Origin of the sequence: Chitinophaga sp. LS1 (assembly GCF_034274695.1) — a bacterium.
Lineage (GTDB): Bacteria > Bacteroidota > Bacteroidia > Chitinophagales > Chitinophagaceae > Chitinophaga.
In genome coordinates, this window is the sequence record NZ_CP128362.1 from 4,835,498 (window position 1) to 4,858,561 (window position 23,064).

Genomic DNA, 23,064 nt, shown 5'->3' on the forward strand with positions numbered 1-23,064 from the left:
CCTGTAAGTGCACCGTTAATATTGAAGTTATATCGAAGAAGCGTCGAAGAAGCATCGAAGAAGCATCGAAGGAGCATCGAAGGAGCATCGAAGAAGCATCGAAGAAGCATCGAAGAAGCATCGAAGAAGCATCGAAGCTTTGATATGGTTATGATAGGACCAGAACGGGTTAATATCCGTACCGCCCGCCCTCCTCATTTCTCCTAATTTTAGAAAAACCTATCAATAGCAAACCCTCATGCTATAACTCCTTAAAACCCAGTTACAATTAAAAAACACAATTCATGAAAACACATGTACTGTTAGTATGGTGCCTGCTCATTACAGGCATCGCTGCCGCCCAGAAGTCGGTATTTATACCTACCGAGTTCTCAACGGCCCCTCTGAATACCTGGTCGTACACCCGGTCTTATCAATCCACGAACTTCATTGTCTTCTGGGGTAGTGTAGTAGGCACTGACCCTGCTAATTATTCCGATGCGAACCTGGCCTTTAACCCGCAGTCCATTTGCGACACCCTGGAAAAGATTTACACGAAGTACATCTCCGAGATTAAGTTCTGCACTGACACCTCCACTAAAAACCTCGGGAAGTACAAGATCATTATCGTTATGAACGATACCTGGGGTACCAATGGTCCTACCGGTTGGGCGTTTGGCGGTACTTACGACAACACCATCGGGGCCATGTGGGTACATCCCAATGCCACCCGCGATGGAGGGGTGATCAGCCATGAACTCGCCCATTCCCTGCAGGGCATGATCTCCATCCAGGAAAACACCGTCGGTGGTGGTTATGTCAATTATGAACCTGCCGGGTTCTTTTGGGAAACACATGCCAATTTTATGCGCACCCAGATGTATCCCCGCTTTGCATCAGACGATATGCCCAGATGGATGGGAACAGCCATGTTTCACTATAGCTCCACCCGTCACCACTATGACGCCTTCCGGTTATTATTTACTATACAGCAACTCGATGGCATCTCCATGGTCAATCGACTCTGGAAAGAGTCGGTTGCCAACGAACATCCCTTAATCACCTATCGTCGTTTAAAAGGATGGACCCAATCACAGCTGAACGACTTTATGTTTGAATATGTAAAAAGAGAATCGACGGCTGATTATACGGTGAATGGATTTGGCGGTATTATCCGTGCACAGCGGGATGCACTCATCAGCAGTGAACCGCATTATGTATGGCGGTTAAATACTATTCTCACTCAGATCAATGCCACTACCGGTCGTTATGTGGTACCGGATGCTTTTGCACCACAGGATTATGGATATAACATCATCCCTTTGTATCCTACCTGTAGTTCCGGACTGGTGACCGTAAAATTCAAAGGACATACTGAGGTGAACAGCACTGCCGGCTGGCGGTATGGCTTTGTCACCGCATTGGCAGATGGCACGATTTCCCGCTATGGTACCCTGAATAATGCCAATGAAAGCCAGATCAGTTTTCAACTCAACAGCAATGAATCAAAATTGTACCTGGTTGTGATGGGTGCACCCACTACACATACTTCTTATGTATGGGAGCCGGGATGGCCAAAGATCAAACGTTATCCTTATGAACTGCGTATTGCAAATGCAGTACCCGAAGGGTATCAAAGTACCTTCCGCGCTGCTTACAAAACAAATGGACATGCGCACTCCAATGGTGGTGGCTGGGTAGCGAATACAGCAACTGTGGCTTCTACGGCTTATGTAGGTCCTAATGCCATCGTATTAGGTACCAGCAATATTTCCGGTACGGCCAGGATAGATGGTTTTGCATGGGTGGAAAGTGCGGCAGTATCTGGTAGTGTGGTGATCAATGGCAATGCAAATGTATGGTATGGTACTTACTCCGGTACCGCGCAGGTAACGGACAATGCGTTGTTAAGTTATTGTACTGTGAGCAACAATGCGATTATAAAAGGCGATGCGATGGAATGGGGGGTGACCTTTGGTACAGGCGTAACCGTTGGTGGCGATGCGGAAATAGGAAGTTGTAGTACGGCAGGTGTGTATTTGCAGGTGCCACATACAAATAATGGCCGTACTGATTGTGATGGCAAAGGTGCCAGTGATGCCTCTAATACGGATGTAAACAGTGCTTATACCCGGTTTACAGATACGCAGATGGCATTTACAGGAAGTGTGGCATGCCCTGCCACAGCGGCAGCTGCTGCAAAGATAGCTACAAAAGAGGTGATAATATATCCAAATCCTGCTGCTACCTCGTTTAATGTAAGTCTTCTCAACTTTGATAGTGAAGAAGCATTGATAATATCAATATATGATACGCAGGGGAAAGAAGTATTGCGCCAGGGAGTGAAAGGAAAGAATAATATAAATATAAACAAAGCATTGACGCCCGGTGTGTATGTGTTGAAGGTGAGTGGGGCGCAGACATATACAAAAAAATTAGTCATTACTAAATAGCCTGCTGCAGGTAATCCAATCGGAACCGCTATCGCAGGTAATCCAATCGGAACCGCTATCGCAGGTAATCTTATCCGGAACTGACAACTGCTATCGCAGGCAGTCGCTATCAATCCTTTTAAAAATACTATGGAATGTTGAGATGAAGGGGCCCTCTGTTTTTACAGAGGCCCTTTTTTAAACTTAATATTCAGTTTACATCCGGTGAGTATGTTTGTACCCTAATATGGAAAAGTATCCGGACAGCCAACTACTAGCATTCATTAAAACTGGGGATCAGCAGGCCTTCGCTGCATTGGTAAACAGGTATTGGGAAGAGCTGTATGCCCATATTCACGCCCGCCTGAAGCAGGAAGACGACACAAAAGACATCCTACAGGAGATCTTCATCACCATTTGGAAAAAACGCGACACCATCACCCCCGACGAAAACGGTCGCCTTAGCAGCTACCTCTTCACCGCTGCCCGTTACTGCATCATTGATCACTTCAGCCGTCCGCACACTCCCATATATAATGAAGAATTTTTTGCAGAAACAGTCCCTCAGCAAACCACCTTTTCCGCCATCGAACTACTCGAAACAAAAGAGCTGGAACAACAGGTCAATGAAGCCCTGGACCGCATGCCAGACCGCCTTTGCCTGCCATATCGCCTGAGCCGCTACCAGCAACTTTCTACCAGGGAAATTGCCCTGCGCCTTTCCCTCTCTGAACAGACCGTGAAAAATAATATTTCCATCACATTACGTTACCTCCGCACTTACCTGAAAGAGCAAAACGATATCGCCGGTATCGTCCTTATTATACTCTTCATAATTCCTTAACATACTTCACCGGTACTTCTTTTTTGCTGAAGAGATGTATAGTATGTTATGAGCAATCAACAGCTAAAATTCCTTTTATCCAGGTACCTGCAGGGCAAAGCTACACCTGCGGAAGCCGCACAGGTCGAAGCATGGTACGACTCTTTTAATGAAACACCTTTATCTGCAAATGATAAAGCACGCCTGAAGGATGAAATAATTTCCAACGTATTACAGGAAATCAATCCACCTGCACGTGTGCGCAAACTATACTGGTACGCTGCTGCCGCAGTATTCATTCTGCTGGGTTCCACGCTTTCTTTTTTTATCACTAAAAAGAAACCGCTCCTTCTTCATGCAGATCAATTGGTAAGCACACCTGCTGGCAGCAGAAAAACTATCCGCCTGCCCGATGGTACTGTCGTACAGTTGAATGCCGGTACCTCATTAGTGATTCCCGGTGATTTTGGTAGGAAAGACCGTACCATTACCCTCACCGGTGAAGCGTTTTTTACCGTTGCTACCGATGCCACACATCCATTTATTATCCATGCCGGACATATCCGGACCACTGTATTGGGTACTTCCTTTAATATCCGCTCCTGGCCGGGAGAAGATACCTGGGCTATTGGTGTAAGTACTGGTAAGGTGAGGATCTCCAATGACGTGAACAACCAGGTCATGGCCGAATGTCTCACGGCGAATAAAGCCCTCATCCATCACATTGAAACCGGTACCTCCGACATTGCCGACACCGATGCCGGTATGCCGGGTGCATGGCGCAATAACATTTTTCATTTCAATAACAGCAGCATGGCAGAAATAGGGCAGGAGCTGCAACGACAATATAATATACCTGTCATCGTGAATGGAGAAGGTAAGAACGGCGGGCATTACAAAATCAGTTTCTCGCGGGAACCGCTTACTAAAGTACTGAAAGTACTCGCCGGCCTGACCGGTATTACATACACAATTAAATCAGATCAGGTGATCATTCAAGTGCCAAAAACAAATTAAAAAGGCGTATGCAGTACGAAAAAAGCCGGAAGTGGTTGCAACACTCCCGGCGGATAACGCACTGCTAACAGTACGTCACATTTTTAACGGATTCAACTCACATTAAAAACTACATCAAAGATGCGAAAAATTTTCTCAGGTTATTACAACCTGTTTAAAAAGCTATTTACCCTGAAAATGAGACTAACGAGCTTTCTGATACTCTTTTCTTCGGTCATTTCCTTTGCAGCCACCGGCTCCGGCCAGTCTATGCACGAAGTGAAAGTCAGCCTCCAGGTCGATAACAGACCTATTAAGGAAGTGCTGGCCCTTATCGAAAAGCAATCTGCTTTTGTGATCGGGTACAACCAGGACAATATTCCCGATAGTAGCAGGATCAGCTACCACGCGAATAATAAGTCAGTGAGCGATGTGCTCAAAGACATCCTCAATATTTACCCGGTGGTAGCCCGTCAGGTAAATGAGAAATATATCGTGCTGAACAAGGTATCCTACCATGAGAAATACCTGCTCATGCAACAGATCACTATCTCTGGTAAAGTAAGTGATAAAACCACCGGCGAAATGCTGCCAGGCGTGAGCATTGCCATAAAAGGTACTTCTTCAGGAACCGCTACCGGTGTGGATGGTCAATTCTCCCTGCGTTTTCCGCAGGATCAGGAGCAGATCACTCTGGTGATCTATTCCCTGGGCTACAGGAAAATTGAAATCAACCTGACCCGCGACAAAGCCGGTGCCCCGCTTAACTTCCAGCTGGAAGCCGACCGTATGGGGCTGGACGAAGTCGTGGTGACCGGTCAGGGACAGGATATCTCCAAGAGAAGACTCTCCTCAAACATCGTGTCTATTGGTACTAAGGAGCTGGATCAGGCACCTTCCGGTAGAATCGATCAGATCCTTCAGTCACGTCTTCCAAATGCCCAGATCCGCCTTACTGGTGGTCAGGCAGGTGCTACCTCCATCATCCGTGCAAGAGGTGTAAATTCCGCCTTTGTAAACTCTACACCCATTATTTATGTGGATGGTGTGAGAATGGATAACCTGAATACTGCTTCCAAACTCGGTGGTGGGTCTGCTACCGGTGCTGCTGTGAGCTCTATCGCAGATATTCCCATGGACAATATTGAAAAGATCGAGTACATCAACGGTGGTGCTGCTACAACAATGTATGGTTCTGATGCGGCAAACGGGGTGATCCAGATCTTTACCAAAAAAGGTGGTTCTGACAGAACTGACGTGACTGCCGAAACACAGATGGGGGTTGAAACACCTACCGCCGATTTCCTGCACTTCAAACGTACCAAAGATCTGCTGTTCCAGAATGGTTTTTATCAGAAACAACACCTCGCGATCAATGGCGGTAAGGACAACTTTGGGTACAGTTTTTCCGGCAACTATATGAATAGCCAGGGTGTACAGATCTATGACCAGAACAGGAACAAACGTGTAGACTTTTCCAGCGGTTTCCGTGCCGCACTGGGTAAGAAAGTCACTTACGAAAGCAGCTTTACCTATATCAATAATAACTACAAACGTAACAGGAATGGTAACCAGGGTGGCTATACAGGATTATGGTTTGCAGAGAGTGGTGCAAGCGCCATCACAGGTCCTAAGTTCAGTCCTGTGATCGATACATTGTCTGCCGCTTCCTATGCGAAGATGAAAGCATATGTAGACGAAGCAGAACAATTGCAGAACAACAGTATTAAGGTAAACCGTTTCCAGACTTCACAGGTATTTAAATATTCTCCCCTTAAGAACCTCGTGTTCAAAGCAACGGGTGGTATTGATTATCGTGTGATGCGCAATCAGGTGATCACTACGAACCAATACCTGTCTGTTACCACGAATGCAAATGTGGTAGATCAGGGTAGCGTGAGCAATACGGACAGAAAGTACATGGGTATCACCCTGGAACTGAATGGCCAGTACCAGGCTAAGTGGAGAGACTTCTCCTTTGTAACCACTGCCGGTGGCCAGTACTTCCGCAACGAAGATCAGCAGATCCAATATATAGGTAGTAATATCCGTGATGGTGCACAGATCATAACCGGTGCCGCTACCAAAACCAGCGATGAATATTATTTAGAGGTGGTGAACTACGGTATGTACCTGCAGGAGAATGTGGGCTTTAAAAATAAACTCTTTCTCGATATGGGTGTAAGAGGTGATGGAAATCCTGCATTTGGTAAAAACATTGGTGTGCAATATTATCCTAAAGTAGGATTGTCCTATATACCTGGTGCAGAACCCTGGTTCGACGCCGTCTCCAAAGTGATCTCTTCTGCGAAACTGAGAGGAAGCTTTGGGGTAGCCGGGAATCTGCCGACTGCTTTTGCCAATCAGCGTACCATTGCTTTCAGTGGTTATCAGAATGAGCAGGCAGCGTATTTTGGTCAGCCGGGTAATGATAACCTGAAGCCTGAAAAGACGCAGACCACAGAAGGTGCTTTGGACCTGGGTTTTGTGCATGACCGGATCTTATTGTCCGCAGGTTATTATCATTCATTGACGAACAATGCCCTGTTTTATGTACCTGCTACGCCTTCGAGCGGACAGACACAATCTCAGCTCTACAACGTAGGTAAGATCCTGAACCGTGGTTTTGAATTCAACTTTGTGGTAGTACCTATTGAGACAAAGAATACTTCCCTTCGCCTGAATGCATCTGTGAATACCCTGTATAATAAGGTGCAAAGCAGCGGTGGTGTGGCTGCATTTAACATCAACGGTTTTAGTGCCAGAACGATTCAGACAGTGGTACAGGAAGGATATGCTATTGGTTACCTGAGAGGGAACAAAGGTGTATTTGCAGCCGATGGTACACTCGCTTCTACAACCGCACAGCAGTACCTGGGCACGACTATTCCTAACCTGTTTGGTAGCATGGGTCTGAACTTCCGCTTTAAAGACCTGGAAGTATTTGCGAATGCTGACTATCAGAAAGGGGCTTATGCCAACTCTTTCGACCGTCAGTTCCGCTTTTATTACAGCGCTTCCAATGAAGGTATTCCACAGGCGGAGATTACAAAGAACGGTCGTACTAACTGGCTGAACTTTACAAACCGCTTTGTAGAAAAGACGGACTTTATCAAAGTAAGGACGATCGGTATGAGCTATACGCTGAAGGGTAGTAAGCTGAACAACAGGGTACGTTCTGTAGTGATTGGCTTTATGGCTGTGAATCCGCTGAACTTCAGTGCATCCAGTTTTGATCCTGAAGCCACCATCAGTGGTGCTGCACAGGGACAGGGTGGTGCCACTACCGGCGGTATCTCTTATGCCACTTACTCTTCACCACGTCAGTGGCTGGGTTCTTTAAAGTTAAACTTCTAATTCCGGAAACGATGAAAAAACTCTTTATATTCCTTTTACTCGGAGCCAGTGCCTGTAATGTACTGAACCCGAATATTACAGATGATGTATATGTAGACAATGCCGGTGCTGCCAGCAGCTGGGTAAATGGTGTGAGCAGACAGCTGGCACTCACGATGAATCAGGTAGTGGTAAGCTCAGAACTGGTATCGGACAATTACTATAACAACCGCACACAGAGTAGTAAAGTGTTCGATATTCCGCAGATCGACTATTATGATACGGATGTCAATAATATGCAGACACAGATCGCCATATTGCGTACCATGGCAGAGTATGGACTGAGCAAGGTATTGCCGGGCGACGTTACTTCTACTGCTTCGGATAGTGCGGAGATGTATTATAGCTCAGGGTATGCGCATATCCTGAGCGGGGAACTGTTTGTAGGCTTGCCGGGTAGTGAGAAAGGTCGTGTGCTGACGCCTACTGAACACCTGAACCTGGCCATTGCGAGTCTGAATAGTGCGATTACACTGGCAGATGCTGGTAGTACCGCACAAATGGCATATACACTGCTGAAAGCACGTGCATTCTATTCACTGGGCAATGCGGACAGTGCGGTGGCGATTGCTAAGACAGCCATGAGTATCCCTACTTTATTGCAACAGGTGAAATATGATGGTACTAACAGTGTGACGAATGATATGCAGACGTATGTATTCTCTTCTACTTACAATGAGTTTGCACCATCACCAAGACTGGATTTCCTGGATCCTAAATATTACCACACGGGCTTAGCATCAGCTGATCAGAAACCTGTAACTATCGTGAAAGCAGAAGAAGCGTGGCTGATTGTAGCTGAAGCTGCGATTGCCGGCAATGACCTGAGCACTGCCCGGACTACGCTGAAAGACCTGCTCTCATCTGTTATCGCAAACCGTCCTACCGTATCGCTGAACGATAGTAAGGAAACACGTAACGGTGGTAACAGGACCGACTATCCACTAACCGCTGAATTAGTGAAGTTTGATGCTGCTGATAATACCCGCAGTGGATATATCCTGAATCGTCAGGCAGGGAATATCACAGCTTATACCGTATCGGGTACAAAGGTGACTGCTACTGACCTGGATGCTGCCACTACACAGGATGAGCTATTGTACCTGTTGTACCGCATGCGTCAGGAAATATTTATGGCAGAAGGTCGCCGTATGACAGACCTTGGTATTAAATTCCCGGTATCACAAACAGAGCAGCTGAACAATACGAATGTGAGTGATGCCGATATCGTGGCGCAGATCCCTTCTTTCATTCCACGGGCAAGAGGAATGGATGATTTTACAAATGATACTGCATCCGGCATTGTGACCATGAAGTATGATATGAACAAGGTACTGGTTGAGAACAAGACATCTCCTTATATTTTCCCATTTATTAATTAATATGAAGAAGTTTATATTATCCATTGCAATATTTCTATGCGGCCATCAGCTGATGGCGCAGCAGGTAAAGTACGTGGTACTGGTGAGTGTGGATGGCTTTCGCCCTGATTTTTATATGGATGCTTCATGGCCGGCACCTAATATGCAGCAGATGATGCACAACGGTGTGTATGCAGAAGGAGTGAGAGGTATTTTTCCTACCGTCACGTATCCTTCGCATACCACATTGATCACAGGTGTGATGCCTGCTAAACATGGTATTGTATACAATACGCCTTTTGATCCGAAAGGACTGAATGGTACCTGGTTTAAGTATGCGAACCAGATCAAGGCACAGACCCTCTGGCAGGCGGCGCACAAGGCAGGGTTAAAGACGGCAGCCGTGTCATGGCCGGTAACTGTAGGTGCAGATATCGATTATAATATTCCTGAAACCTGGTTAGAAAAAACGCCGGGCGACAGAAGAATGGCGACGAGTCAGGATGCAACACCAAAAGGATTGTTCGAAGAGATCCAGGCAAATGCAACCGGGCAGCTGGAAGCAAATGATATGGACCTGCACTACCTGAGTATGAATGAAAACCTGGGGAGAATGACGGCTTACCTGATCCGTAGATATAAGCCGAACCTGATAGCCGTCCATTTGCCAAATACTGATGAATTTGAGCATATGGAAGGTCGTGAAGGCCCCGGTGTGCGCAAAGCGGTTGCGGCAGCAGACAGGGCTATTGGAGATATTATCGAGGCATTGCAAAAGGCAGGTATTAAGGATAGTGCGGCCCTGATCATTACAGGTGATCATGGTTTTGTAGATACCCATTCCAGTCTGGCGCCGAATGTATGGCTGGCACAGGCTGGTCTGCAGGGTACTACTGCTGATCGTGGCAACTGGAAGGCCACCTTCCATGCCAGTGGCGGATCGGCTTTTTTACACCTGAAAGATCCAAAGGATACAAAGACACTGGAACAGGTGAAAGCAATACTGGCAGGTTTACCGCCTACACAGCAGAAACTGTTCAGGGTGATCGACAAAGCTACGATCGATAGAATGGAGGCAGATCCGGAAGCAGTACTGGCATTGACAGGGGAGCAGGGGATTAGTTTCAATAACAATGCAGACGGGCCTTTGCTGAAGCCGGCGAAAGGTGGTGCACATGGTTACTTCCCGGATTTTAAAGAGATCAGAACCGGTTTTGTGGCAGGTGGAGCTGGTTTGGGGAGTGGAGTGGTATTGCCGGAGATTGGGTTAGAGGATGTGGCGCCGCTGGTGGCAAAGTTGTTAGGGATTGATTTAAAGGAGGCAGAGGGATTGGTATATCCCGGCGCCCTGAAGAAATAAGGAAATAGTTGACCCATTGCGCGGGGCTGACTAAAAAGTAACGTGAAGGTGCTGAGAATTGCGTAAAAGTAGTTTCATCTCCGCCACCTACCCGATAGGGGTATCCTTTTTAGTCAGCCCTCGTTTTACCGGCATGATTTTTACACCTTACATTATAAAAATCACCCTTTTATGGAAGAATCACTGACTGCACCAGTCATCATTCATAGCACTTTTGACCTGATTGCTACTTCAGAAAAGATCATTCACATCAGCAATGACGTTCCTTATATTTCCTCGGAATTTATTGCTGACGCCGAAGGAAAGAAACTTCTCTCCGTAAAGGCCATTATCGGGCTGAATGCCGATAGTATGGAGTCTTTCCGGCTCATCGTCACGGAAGTAAGCGATACCCTCGGCGTGACCCTTCGTTACGACCAGGATGTGGACAGTGCGCTACGCCACCTGTGGTATGTGGATGTTGTATTTGGAAATATCGATCAGATAGAAAAGATCGAATTCATGATCGATTCCTCTGATGACTATCACGATCTCAAAATAGGCAGGATTGCCCTCCCTAAAAACTAATAGTTATTTTATATTCCGCTTATATTTCGCCCCCCGCCCCCGGAGGGCTTTTTTTTATTGCATCCTAACTGATTTTATGTTAATTTTTGCACATCATTGATCAATACCTGAGAGTACACATTCCTATGCACCCGGTATTTTTACCAATGAGGAAAACAAATTAACCAGAATCAAGCACCCGTGAAGAAAACATTTTTTTGTATCGATGCCCACACCTGTGGGAATCCTGTGCGACTGGTAGCCGGTGGAGGACCTGTACTCCATGGCGCCACTATGAGTGATAAGCGCAACCATTTTTTACAGGAATACGACTGGATCCGCAAAGGACTGATGTTCGAACCGCGCGGACACGACATGATGAGCGGCAGTATCCTGTATCCACCACATGACCCGTCGAACGACGTGGCGGTTTTATTTATCGAAACCAGTGGTTGTCTGCCTATGTGCGGGCATGGTACGATCGGGACCATCACCATTGCGATTGAAGAAGGACTCATTACTCCTAAGATTCCAGGCATTGTACGCATGGAAGCGCCCGCCGGCCTGGTCATCATCGAATACAAACAGGAAGGCAATAAAGTAAAGAGTGTCAAACTGACCAATGTTGCTTCTTATCTGGCGGCTACCGATCTGGTAGTGGAATGCCCTGATCTGGGCCCACTGAAAGTAGATGTTTCTTATGGAGGGAATTACTATGCCATCGTAGATGTGCAGGAAAACTTCCCGGGGCTGGAACATTATACAGCTTCTCAGTTGATTAGCTGGGCGCGTGAATTGAGAACCCGAATCAATGAGAAATACACTTTCGTACATCCTGATAATCCTCACATCAACGGTTGCTCACATGTACTCTGGACGGGTCGTGTGCTGGATCCAACTTCTACTGCACGGAATGCTGTTTTCTATGGTGATAAGGCGATTGACCGCTCCCCCTGTGGTACCGGTACCTCGGCACGCATGGCGCAGTGGTATGCAAAAGGGAAACTGAAGAAAGGAGATGCTTTTGTTCATGAGAGTATCATCGGTTCTAAGTTTATTGGTACTATAGAAGAGGAAACGACGGTAGGTGGTATGCCTGCGATCAGACCGGGTATTGAGGGATGGGCAAGGATTTATGGATATAATACGATCTCAATAGATCCGGAGGATGATCCGTATGCATATGGGTTTACTGTATTGTAATTAGCTTTTAGGCATCGCCCTTTGGGCGATGCCTAAAAGCGGGAATGTTTTTGTCGCCCGGAAGGCGACAAAAACATAAAAAATTTAAACGAAATGAAGATCATCATCATAGGCGGCGGCATCATCGGATTATCCAGTGCACTTTATCTTCAATCCGCCGGACACAATATCACTATCGTAGATCGTACCGACATGCTCAACGGCTGCTCTTATGGCAATGCCGGTTATATCTGTCCCAGCCACTTCGTACCCCTCGCTACACCCGGTATCGTATGGCAGGGCCTCAAATGGATGCTCAATTCAAAAAGCCCGTTTTACATCAAGCCGTCTTTAAATAGCAGCCTTGTAAAATGGGGACTTCAGTTTTACAAAAGCGCCACTACATCTCATGTAGAGAAATCCGCCGTTCCTTTAAGAGACATCGCTTTACTCAGCAAACATCTCTATGAAGAATGGACGAAACTACCCGGCCTGGAATTCAGCTATGACCCTACCGGTATGCTGGAACTCTTCCAGCGCGAAGCCAGCGCTCACCATGCTGAACACACCATCAAAGCTGCTAAAGAACTGGGCATCGATGCACAACTCATAGACAAAGCAACGTTACAACAAATGGAACCCGATACGGAAATCAAGGCCCTCGGTGCGGTGTATTTTCCCGGCGATGCTCAGCTCTATCCAAACCAGCTGATGTCCAGCCTGATCACCTACCTGAAAAGTAAAGGCGTCATATTCGAAGGTAACAGGGAAGTGACAGGGTTTACTAAAAACGGCGTTATCACCAGCAAAGGCAATATAGAAGCTGACCATATCATCGTCGCCGCCGGTGTATGGAGTGGGGAATTAGCAAAGCTTTTAAACCTGAACATACCCATGGTCGGAGGTCGTGGCTACTCCGTTACCTACGAAGACGCACCATGGAAAGTAAGAAGATCTGTGATCCTCAGCGAAGCCCGCGTAGCTATTTCCCCGATGAATGGCAATAAGATCCGTTTTGGTGGTACCATGGAAATCACCCCTGTGAACACGCCTCCACGTATGGAAAGAGTACAGGGCATTCTCGAATCAGTGAAAAGATATTTCCCTGCTTACGACATTCCATTACCCACGCAGGATAAAGTATGGTATGGCTATCGCCCTTGCAGCGCAGATGGTCTGCCACATATCGGTACATTGAAAAACTATCCGAATGTCACAGTGGCCACCGGTCACTCCATGCTGGGTATCAGCCTGGGTGCCGCCACTGGTAAGCTCGTGAGCGAAATTATCAACGGCGATCAGTTATCCATGGATATCACACCGTTCAGGGTAGACCGATTCTAACATATACAAACTCATTATACATGAAAAGACTCATTCTCTCGATGATGCTGGGGACCACCATGCCCGTATGGGCACAACAGAAGGATATCAGTGATCTGCTCATTCACTACGAAGCAGACAGGGGCAGCTTATACCGCTTTTACCAGATCGATGAATCACCGGAAAAAAATTCCCGCTTTATAACATTCAACAACGACTACCTGGCCCAACTGGAAGCGGTCAACTTCGATGCACTCACCACTGATGGCAAAGTTGACTACATCCTCTTCCGCACAAAACTCAAAGAAAATATTTACCACCTGGACGAAGCCAGTACACAGGTAAAAACACTGGCACCCTGGTTTCCCATAGCTGACAAAATTTACGCTGCTGAAAAGATCAGAAGAAGAGGTGGCAAGCAGGATGCGCAGGCATTGGCAGGCACCTATAGAGAAATGGCCCTCGCCATCAAGGAAAAAGAAAAACAGTTAACCAATAATACAGACCTCAACATCTACCTGCTGCGCAGAGGCGAGCAGGTAACCAAAGGTCTGCAGGAAGCGATCCATAGCATTCAAACCTTTTACAATGCCTATGATCCCCTGTTCACCTGGTGGATACCTGCTCCCTATGCACAACTCGACTCTGCATTGACCAGTTATGCCAATGCATGGAGAACGAAAATGAAACAAGCTCCGGGTACTAAAGACGATGGCAGCGGCATTACCGGTCATCCTATTGGCAGAGAAGAACTGATCCGTCAGTTACAAACTGAACTGATCCCCTATTCTCCTGAAGAGCTGATCGATATCGCTAACAAGGAGTTCGCTTTCTGTGACAAAGAAATGCTGAAAGCCAGCCGTGAAATGGGCTTTGGCGATGACTGGCACAAAGCACTGGAAAAAGTAAAGAACACTTATGTACCTGCCGGCGATCAACCGGAAGCCATTATGAAACTCTACAACGAATCTGTAGACTTCATCAAAGGCCACCACCTCGTGACCATTCCACCACTGGCAGAAGAAACCTGGCGCATGATCATGATGACGCCTGAGCGTCAGCTGGTGAATCCATTCTTTACAGGAGGTGAGGAGCTAAGTATTTCCTATCCTACGAACGATATGGAAGAAGCAGATAAACTCATGAGTATGCGTGGCAACAACCCACACTTCTCCCGTGCTACCGTGCACCATGAGCTGTTTGCAGGGCATGCCTTACAGGAATTTATGACCAACCGTTATAAGACGTATCGTCACTTTGAAACCCCTTTCTGGATAGAGGGCTGGTCCCTCTACTGGGAAATGCTGCTGTGGGATCTGAAATTTCCGCAGTCACCCGAAGACCGCGTAGGCATGCTCTTCTGGAGAATGCATCGCTGTGCCAGGATTATATTTTCCCTCAATTACCATCTTGGTAAATGGACGCCGCAACAATGTATCGACTTCCTCGTAGACAGGGTCGGGCATGAAAGAGCCAATGCCGCCGGCGAAGTACGCCGTTCTTTCAAAGGTGATTACAGTCCGCTCTACCAGGTAGCGTATATGATTGGTGGCCTGCAATTCATGGCCCTGAAAAAAGAACTGGTAGACAGTGGTAAGATGACTTACCAGCAATACCACGATGCGATTATGCAAAATAATATGTTGCCAGTAGAGATGATCAGGGTGATCCTCGAAAACAAAACGATCACTAAAGATTTTAAATCGAACTGGCGCTTCTATTAACCGGTTAAATGGCATTGACGCAAGATTTTAAAATCAACAAACTGGTGCTTCTATTAACCCATTAAACGACTTTGACGCATGAAAATACCCGCTATATTCTCCTTGTTGCTACCGGTAGCTTTTTGTTCCGCACAGTCTTTTTCTCCTATGAAAGACAACGGTAAGATGAAGGTAAAGCCTGTTGTAAAATTACAGGCATATACGTTTCCGCTGGAAGATGTGAGCATTGCCGCAGGCCCATTTAAACAGGCCATGGAAGCAGATGAGCGCTTTCTGCTGGTAATAGAGCCTGACCGGCTGTTGTCCGACTTTCGGGTACATGCAGGATTAAAAGCAAAAGGAGAACGATATGGTGGCTGGGAAAATTCCGGACTGGCAGGACATACCTTAGGGCATTATCTTTCTGCCTGTGCCATGGAATATGCAGCCACTGGCGACAAGCGTTTTCTCGACAAAGTAAATTATATCGTACAGGAACTGGACGAATGTCAACAAGCCCGCAAAACAGGCTACCTGGGCGCCATACCGGGGGAAGACTCCGTATGGGCACAGGTAGCTGCCGGCAAAATTAAAAGCCGTGGTTTTGACCTGAATGGTGGCTGGTCTCCCTGGTACACCGTACATAAGATCATGGCCGGTCTGCTGGATGCCTACCTGTATTGCAATAACAACACAGCACTCACTGTAGAAAAGAAAATGGCTGACTGGACTTCAAAAGAAATCAATCACCTGCCGGATTCCCTGATCCAGAAAATGCTGCTTTGCGAATATGGTGGTATGAATGAAGTATTGGTGAATACGTACACGCTCACGAAAGAAAAGAAATACCTGGACCTTTCATACAAGTTCCACGATGTACGCATTCTTGATTCACTCGCAGCACAACTGGATGTATTGCCCGGCAAGCATTCCAATACACAGATACCAAAGGTATTGGGTTGTATCCGTCGCTATGAAGTAACGGGTAAAAAGAAAGACAGTGTGATCGCAGGTTTCTTCTGGAACACGGTGACACAACATCACAGCTATGCACCTGGTGGTAACAGTAACTACGAATACCTGGGCCCTGAGGATAAGCTGAACGACTACCTCACCGACAATACCATGGAAACCTGCAACAGCTACAATATGCTGAAGCTAACCCGTCATCTCTTCTCCCTGCAACCGGATGCACATTTCATGGACTTTTATGAAAGAGCTTTATACAATCATATTCTTGCCTCACAGAATCATGCAGATGGTATGATGTGTTACTTTGTTCCTTTGCGGATGGGTACCCGCAAAGAATTCAGTGATACATTCAACACCTTTACCTGCTGTGTAGGCAGTGGAATGGAAAACCATGTGAAGTATGGCGAGAGCATTTACTTTCAGGGGGCCGATGGCAGTCTGTATGTGAACCTCTTCATCCCTTCACGCCTGCAATGGAAAGAGAAGAATGTAGTTATAGAACAATCTACTTCACTGCCTGCAGATGATAAGGTAGAATTGACGATCAATACAAAAGAACCATCCACCTTTGCCGTGCGCATCCGCAAACCCCGCTGGGTACAACCGGGCTGGCAGATTGCAGTGAATGGAGAAACAGATAAAGGTGTGACAATGGGCAAAGATGGTTACATCATTGTAAAACGTAGCTGGAAAAACGGAGATAAGATCACGTTGCAATTGCCCATGAACGTGTACAAAGAAAGTATGCCAGACAATCCTGACAGGATCGCCCTGTTCTACGGCCCTGTTGTTTTAGCAGGTGTATTGGGCAATACAGAACCCGATCCGGTGACGGGTATTCCTGTACTCGTTACAGCTGACAACAACCCAAATAACTGGGTGAAAAGCGATCAGCCGCTGGTATTCCACACTACGCAAACCGGCCAGCCCAAAGACCTGACACTGGTGCCATTCAATACCGTTTCAAAAGAATATTACAGTGTATACTGGGATGCTTTTACCCCGCAAACCTGGGCAGTGCAACAGGAAAAATATGAGGGTGAAAAGAAACGTCAGCAACAGATAGAAGCAAAGACGGTAGACATGCTGAGAGTAGGGGAGATGCAGCCGGAAAGAGACCACAACTTTGGTGGCGAAAAGACCCTGAATGGTGAAGAGCATGGGCGTAAATGGAGAGCGACAGAGGAAGATGGTTACCTGGCTTTCACTATGAAAACAGATCCTGCAGCCACCAATAGTTTGCTATGCAATTACTGGGGAATGGATAACCGTTACCGCAAATTTGATATCCTGATAGATGGGGTGAAGGTCGCGACAGAGGATCTGAACCAGTACAAAGCGAGTAAGTTCTACGAAATTGTATATACGATACCGGTGGAGTTAACGAAGGGTAAAAAACAGGTAACTGTTACAATGAAAGCAGGCCCGCACAATAGTACGGGCCCGGTATATGGTACGATCAGAATGATGAGGGATTGACATTATTTAATGTTGATCCCCATTCCAACTGTGATCTGCTGAGAATGCCAGTGTACATCACCACGATCAGCCGGATGTACATTCAGTACATCGTTGATGCCATACACATAACGGCCAAAGAAATGTACGGTAGATACTGCTATCTGTACACCTGCCACCGCACCGATATCGCTCTTGGTCAGTGCATCTCTGTTGCCTTTGAATATGTTTTCATCAGCATATACGAGGTAGCTGTACTGACCACCTGCGAGGAGGGTGAAGTTCTTAACCGGACTGTAACGCAGTAACAAAGGTACAGTCACATAGCTGAGTCTTAACTTATCGTTGCCATACGTGTTCCTGTCTGAAACGAAGTAAGTAGGAAAGCTACTTGCTTTCTTTGCTGCCGCCTGAGTAAAGAGTAATTCAGGCTGGAAGCCCCATTTACCGTCTTTTGACAGATCCCATTGGGCATACAGACCGCCCTGGAAACCTGGCTTAACCCCTGATTGCATGCCATCTCCTTGAATACTGGAAAACATCAGGCTGGCTTTTAAACCGTAATGAAATGTCTGCGCTTTGGAAGCCGTTCCAATAAACAGTGATAAAACACCTGCCAGTAATAATCCTTTTTTCATAGATAATATTTGCTATTTGACAATTTTATAAATTTTTCAGGGTTGAAAAAAGGCTCCACCCTTTAAAATATAACCTAAAATTTATTCGCGGGCAAACTTACGTAATTCATCATAATACCTAATTATAATTAAATTAAAGTTTGTCGATATTTTTAGATACCCTATCACGAATTGAGTTTAAAAAGATCAGACATAATGGGATTAATGGGTAAAAGTTATCTATGAAAGTTGTAATTTAATCTCCGAATAGCCTAAAAATATCGCTCGCTAATTTTTCGTTATTATTGCACAAAATTCCCTTTTTACATATATATGGAGATTATTATCATTGTCGTGCTTTCTTTGGCGATCATCGTTTGGCTACTTTTTACAATACATCAATACAGGACCCGCATTGCCGTTATGGAGAGTCAGATGGGTTCAGGTAATCAGGCGGTCGATTTGTTAAGACTGGACATACAGGAAAAAAAGGCATTGGCAGAAGAGCTGAATGCCCGTATGCAAATATTGCAACAGGAAAATATCCGTCTTCATAGTGACGCAGAGGCCCGTGAAACGCGGCTTCGGGAGCAACAACATTTTATTGAACAATCTAATTTACAACTCAGGGATGCGTTCAGTGCTTTATCTACAGAGGCATTGAAGCATAATAACAATTCATTTGTAACACTGGCCAAGGCGGCGCTTGAAACACAGCTCACAGATGCCAAAGGTGATCTTGAAAAGAGACAACAGGCGATTGATAGCATGGTGAAACCGCTGAGTGAAAGTCTGCAGCGATTTGACGATAATATGCGCCAGCTGGAAAGTTCGCGGCAGCAACAGTATGGACAGATCAATCAGTTCATACTCGGTGTACAGCAAAGTACGGAGAAGTTACAGAAGGAGACACATAGCCTGGTGAGTGCGTTGAAGACCTCTCATATACGTGGTAAGTATGGGGAGATTGCCTTGCGTAGGGTAGTTGAGTTCGCTGGTATGACAGAGCATTGTGATTTTAATGAGCAGGTGTCTGTAAACAGCGATGAGGGGCAGTTAAGACCAGATATGATCATTCATTTGCCGGAGGGGAAGACGATCGTGGTGGATTCAAAAGTACCATTGAGTGCTTATATGAGAGCGTTTGAGACGGATAATGAAGATGAGAGGAAGGCGCTGTTTGCACAACATGCATTGGCGGTTCGGGATCACCTGAAAAAATTGAGTGCAAAAGCATATTGGAGCCAGTGGAGTCATTCACCGGATTATGTTATTTTGTATTTGCAGATAGAATCTTCTTTTGGTGCAGCTTTGCAGGCAGATCCTACTTTGATTGAAGATGGTATCCGGAACAGGGTAGTATTTGCCACACCGACCACACTGATCACATTACTGCGTACCGTAGGATTTGTATGGCAGCAGTTGCATGTGGCAGAGAATATCGAAGAGATCAGGAATGCGGGGATTGAGCTGTACAATAGAACGAATGTACTGGTGCAGCATTTTACAAAAATAGGAGGTAGTCTGACGTCGGCAGTCGGGCATTATAATAATGCAGTCGCCAGCCTGGAAAGCAGGTTTGTACCGCAGGCGAAGAAACTGTATAATTTAGGCCCTGCGCTGAAGAATACTATGCCGGAGGTGAAGGCGGTAGAGACGGCGGTCAGACATTTGCCGGAACAATTAGGCGAGAGTGAGGAAGGAATGGATAATGAAACTCTCGAAAATTAGAATATAAATTATTTATTTTGTGGCGTGCCGGTGTTTAAGCACCGGCACGCATTTTAATTACTAAACCACCCACGTAAAATGGTCTACTCAACTAAAGGTCTGAAAAGAACTATGGGCTTGCTATGCCTATCCGCCTCCCTGCTGCCGGCATCAACCCGGGCGCAGGACAAAACAGAAACGATCAACCGTAAAGGTTACACCCTTGTCTTTACAGATAAGAGTCCTGACCTCGACTCCACAGTTAAAGCGCGGCTGATCAGCACCTTCTTCACCGTCTATCCGGCCGAAGCGAAGAAGTACAACAAGCACACGGTAAAGAAAGTAGATTTCGTTATCGACCCTGCCTACGACGGCGTTGCCGCTACCAGTGGTTCAGTGATCACTTTCAACCCGGAATGGTTCCGTAAGCACCCCGGTGATATCGATGTAGTAACACACGAAGGGATGCATGTGGTACAGGCCTATCCGGAGTATAACCCAGGCTGGCTGACGGAAGGCATTGCCGATTATGTACGCGCTACCATGGGGGTAGACAATGCCGGTGCTAAATGGACCCTGCCGGAATACAACGAAAAGCAGTCTTACAAAAATGCTTATCGTGTCACCGCCCGCTTCCTGATCTGGCTGGAAAAGAACAAACGCAAAGACATGGTCCTGAAACTGGACAAGGCGATGCGCACCAACACCTACACAGACGGAATCTGGAAGGAACTGACCGGTAAGACTGTGGATGAGTTGTGGAGCGAATATGCCGCAAATCCGGCCTTGTAGCCGTTGGCCCATGTTGAAAAAGAGTATTAGTCTACTAAATTAATATAGTATATTTGCTATTACCTTTTATCAACTAAAAAAAACATACATGCAAACCCGTAGTATTACTTGTGTATTGTCTGTTTTCCTGAGCTATGCCACGCTGTCGACAGCACAGCAAAAACCAATCACTGGTTATAACAGCAGTGAATCTGCCGCACAGCTACAGTTGGAGACCCGCTTCGACAAACTGCTTTCCGCAGCGGCCATCGGAGATAACATCAGGACGCTTTCTGCTTACCCACATCATATAGGCTCTGCCCGTGGAAAGGCCGTGGCTGAAGACATTGCTGCCAAATTTAAAAGTTATGGCTTTGAAACGAACATCGTCTCCTACCAGGTGCTGTTTCCTACGCCAAAAACAAGAGTGCTGGAACTAACCGGTCCCACTCCCTATAAAGCTGTACTAAAAGAACCTGCATTGAAAGAGGACGGCACTTCTGCACAGGAGGGACAGTTGCCTACCTACAATGCATGGAGCGCAGACGGCAATGTCAACGGGGAACTCGTATTTGTTAATTACGGGTTGCCTGAAGATTATGAGTGGCTGGAAAGACAGGGGGTGGATGTAAAAGGCAAGATCGTCATTGCAAAATACGGACATAGCTGGAGAGGTATCAAACCTAAGGTCGCTTACGAACATGGGGCGATCGGGTGTATCATCTATTCAGATCCGGCGGATGACGGTTATACCCAGGGGGATGTATATCCTAAGGGTGCCTATAAAAATGAATACGGGGTGCAAAGGGGATCAGTCATGGACATGGTAATTTACCCCGGCGACCCGCTCACACCGGGTACCGGGGCTACGGCGTCTGCAAAAAGGCTGGATAGAACACAGGCACCAACCATCCTGAAAATACCAGTATTACCCATCAGTTATCACGATGCGCAGCCCTTGCTCAAAAGCCTGGAAGGCCCTGTAGCACCGGCGGCGTGGAGAGGTACATTGCCCATTACCTACCACATAGGGCCCAGTGTTGGCAAAGTGCACCTGGAACTGGCTTTTGACTGGAAATTAGTACCTGCATATGATGTGATCGCCAAAATAAAAGGCGCCAAATACCCTGACCAATGGGTGATCAGGGGCAACCACCACGATGCATGGGTGAACGGGGCGTCTGACCCAATCAGTGGTATGGCGGCAGAACTGGATGAGGCGAAGGCCATCGGCCAACTTGTAAAAGATGGTTATCAACCTGCACGTACACTGGTGTACTGTGCCTGGGATGGCGAAGAACCCGGTTTGCTGGGATCTACTGAGTGGGTAGAAGATCATGCGCAGGAGCTGCAACAGAAAGCGGTGGCTTACATCAACAGTGATGGCAACGGCCGTGGCTTTTTGTATGCAGGTGGCTCGCATGCCCTGGAACCACTGGTGGCGGATATAGCACAGACAGTGACCGATCCGCAGACAAAAGTGAGTATCTATGAACGCAAAAAAGCGGCAGATGTGTTAAAAGCCGGTAATGCCAAAGCGAAGAAAGACCTGCTGCAACAGCAACAGCTTACCCTGAGTGCACTGGGTTCCGGCTCTGACTATTCCTCCTTCTTACAGCACCTTGGGGTGCCTTCACTGAATATCGGTTTTGGTGGAGAAGATGAAGGGGGGGATTACCACTCTATCTTTGATAGCTGGGATCACTATCGTCGTTTCGGTGATCCTGAATTTGCCTACGGCGTAGCGCTGGCACAAACCGCAGGCAGAGCAGCCTTACGGCTGGCCGATGCACCAGTACTACCTTTCAACTTCAGCAATCTGCAAAAAACCATTGCAGGATATGTAAAGGAACTGGATGCACTGGTGACGACCATGAGAGAAAATACGGCTATCGAAAATGAACTGATACGGAACCGCCAGTACGACCTGGCAGCAGATCCGCAGGAAAAGGTAAAGGCGCCGGCTACAAAGGCGGAGGTACCTTACCTGGATTTCTCTCCATTGCAGAATGCATTGGTGGCGCTGGATACAGCCGCGCACCATGCGAATGTAAAGGCAGCAGGAACAGGGGATAAGGCAGCTATCAACCAGGCATTGTATCAGGCGGAGCAACAGCTGTTGGTAGCGAATGGTTTGCCACGGAGAGACTGGTATAAGCACGCTATTTATGCACCGGGTTTTTATACCGGGTATGGGGTGAAAACGGTACCGGGTGTGAGAGAGGCGATAGAGCAAAGAGATTGGAAAGAGGCACAGGAACAGATTATCATAGTAGCAGGTGCGATCAACAAACTGGCAGCTTATTTAGAAAAGATTTAAAGCCGCTATCGAAAAGATTTCAAGCCGGCCGCTAGTTGCAAAAGAAACGAGGGGTATCATAACTAAATGAAACTCCTGAGAAACGCATCAAATGGAATCTGGCTCCACCAGGTAT

At 46.7% G+C, this 23,064-nt stretch carries 15 protein-coding genes; 14 read left to right on the forward strand and 1 reads right to left on the reverse strand.

Annotated elements, in window-relative coordinates:
* The first annotated feature begins 284 nt into the window (after window positions 1-284).
* The 11 genes from QQL36_RS20060 to QQL36_RS20110 all read left to right on the forward strand — a co-directional run bounded on the left by QQL36_RS20060 (window position 285) and on the right by QQL36_RS20110 (window position 17,552).
* The gene (locus QQL36_RS20060; protein ID WP_321566576.1) at window positions 285-2,432 is read left to right on the forward strand and encodes a DUF6055 domain-containing protein; all 2,148 of its coding nucleotides are present in this window, start codon (window positions 285-287) and stop codon (window positions 2,430-2,432) included.
* A gap of 226 nt (window positions 2,433-2,658) precedes the next feature.
* Window positions 2,659-3,255: an RNA polymerase sigma factor gene (locus tag QQL36_RS20065; protein ID WP_083721811.1), complete on the forward strand. Its 597-nt coding sequence runs from the start codon at window positions 2,659-2,661 to the stop codon at window positions 3,253-3,255.
* A 48-nt stretch (window positions 3,256-3,303) separates the two neighbouring features.
* Complete coding sequence (locus tag QQL36_RS20070; RefSeq protein ID WP_321566577.1) at window positions 3,304-4,251, forward strand: FecR family protein; 948 nt, start codon at window positions 3,304-3,306, stop codon at window positions 4,249-4,251.
* Between the two features lie 120 nt (window positions 4,252-4,371).
* On the forward strand, window positions 4,372-7,587 hold the full coding sequence (locus QQL36_RS20075; RefSeq protein ID WP_321566578.1) for a TonB-dependent receptor domain-containing protein: 3,216 nt from the start codon (window positions 4,372-4,374) through the stop codon (window positions 7,585-7,587).
* A gap of 11 nt (window positions 7,588-7,598) precedes the next feature.
* Window positions 7,599-9,008, forward strand: coding sequence for a hypothetical protein (locus tag QQL36_RS20080; protein WP_321566579.1), 1,410 nt, complete (start codon window positions 7,599-7,601; stop codon window positions 9,006-9,008).
* Between the two features lies 1 nt (window position 9,009).
* Window positions 9,010-10,347, forward strand: coding sequence for an alkaline phosphatase family protein (locus QQL36_RS20085; protein ID WP_083721807.1), 1,338 nt, complete (start codon window positions 9,010-9,012; stop codon window positions 10,345-10,347).
* Window positions 10,348-10,518: 171 nt separating this feature from the next.
* On the forward strand, window positions 10,519-10,914 hold the full coding sequence (locus tag QQL36_RS20090; RefSeq protein ID WP_321566580.1) for a hypothetical protein: 396 nt from the start codon (window positions 10,519-10,521) through the stop codon (window positions 10,912-10,914).
* A gap of 180 nt (window positions 10,915-11,094) precedes the next feature.
* On the forward strand, window positions 11,095-12,096 hold the full coding sequence (locus QQL36_RS20095) for a 4-hydroxyproline epimerase (protein WP_083721805.1): 1,002 nt from the start codon (window positions 11,095-11,097) through the stop codon (window positions 12,094-12,096).
* Between the two features lie 93 nt (window positions 12,097-12,189).
* On the forward strand, window positions 12,190-13,419 hold the full coding sequence (locus QQL36_RS20100) for an FAD-dependent oxidoreductase (protein WP_321566581.1): 1,230 nt from the start codon (window positions 12,190-12,192) through the stop codon (window positions 13,417-13,419).
* A gap of 20 nt (window positions 13,420-13,439) precedes the next feature.
* Complete coding sequence (locus QQL36_RS20105; RefSeq protein ID WP_083721803.1) at window positions 13,440-15,122, forward strand: DUF885 family protein; 1,683 nt, start codon at window positions 13,440-13,442, stop codon at window positions 15,120-15,122.
* Between the two features lie 78 nt (window positions 15,123-15,200).
* Entirely contained in the window at window positions 15,201-17,552 is a 2,352-nt protein-coding gene (locus QQL36_RS20110) for a glycoside hydrolase family 127 protein (RefSeq protein ID WP_083721802.1), read from the forward strand.
* A gap of 2 nt (window positions 17,553-17,554) precedes the next feature.
* Here the strand turns inward: QQL36_RS20110 and QQL36_RS20115 are convergent, their stop codons facing one another.
* Window positions 17,555-18,169, reverse strand: a complete 615-nt coding sequence (locus QQL36_RS20115; protein WP_083721801.1) for a porin family protein — start codon at window positions 18,167-18,169, stop codon at window positions 17,555-17,557.
* 312 nt (window positions 18,170-18,481) lie between these two features.
* On the opposite strand from QQL36_RS20115, the gene rmuC reads away from it, so the two are divergent.
* The 3 genes from rmuC (at window position 18,482) to QQL36_RS20130 (ending at window position 22,949) form a co-directional block, all read left to right on the forward strand.
* Window positions 18,482-19,879 (forward strand): DNA recombination protein RmuC, encoded by a 1,398-nt coding sequence (rmuC, locus tag QQL36_RS20120; protein ID WP_083721800.1) that lies wholly within the window; start codon window positions 18,482-18,484, stop codon window positions 19,877-19,879.
* A gap of 78 nt (window positions 19,880-19,957) precedes the next feature.
* The gene (locus tag QQL36_RS20125; RefSeq protein ID WP_083721799.1) at window positions 19,958-20,650 is read left to right on the forward strand and encodes a basic secretory protein-like protein; all 693 of its coding nucleotides are present in this window, start codon (window positions 19,958-19,960) and stop codon (window positions 20,648-20,650) included.
* Window positions 20,651-20,738: 88 nt separating this feature from the next.
* Window positions 20,739-22,949 carry a transferrin receptor-like dimerization domain-containing protein gene (locus QQL36_RS20130; RefSeq protein ID WP_321566582.1) on the forward strand — a complete coding sequence of 737 codons (2,211 nt, stop codon included), beginning with the start codon at window positions 20,739-20,741 and terminating at the stop codon, window positions 22,947-22,949.
* Window positions 22,950-23,064 lie beyond the last annotated feature (115 nt).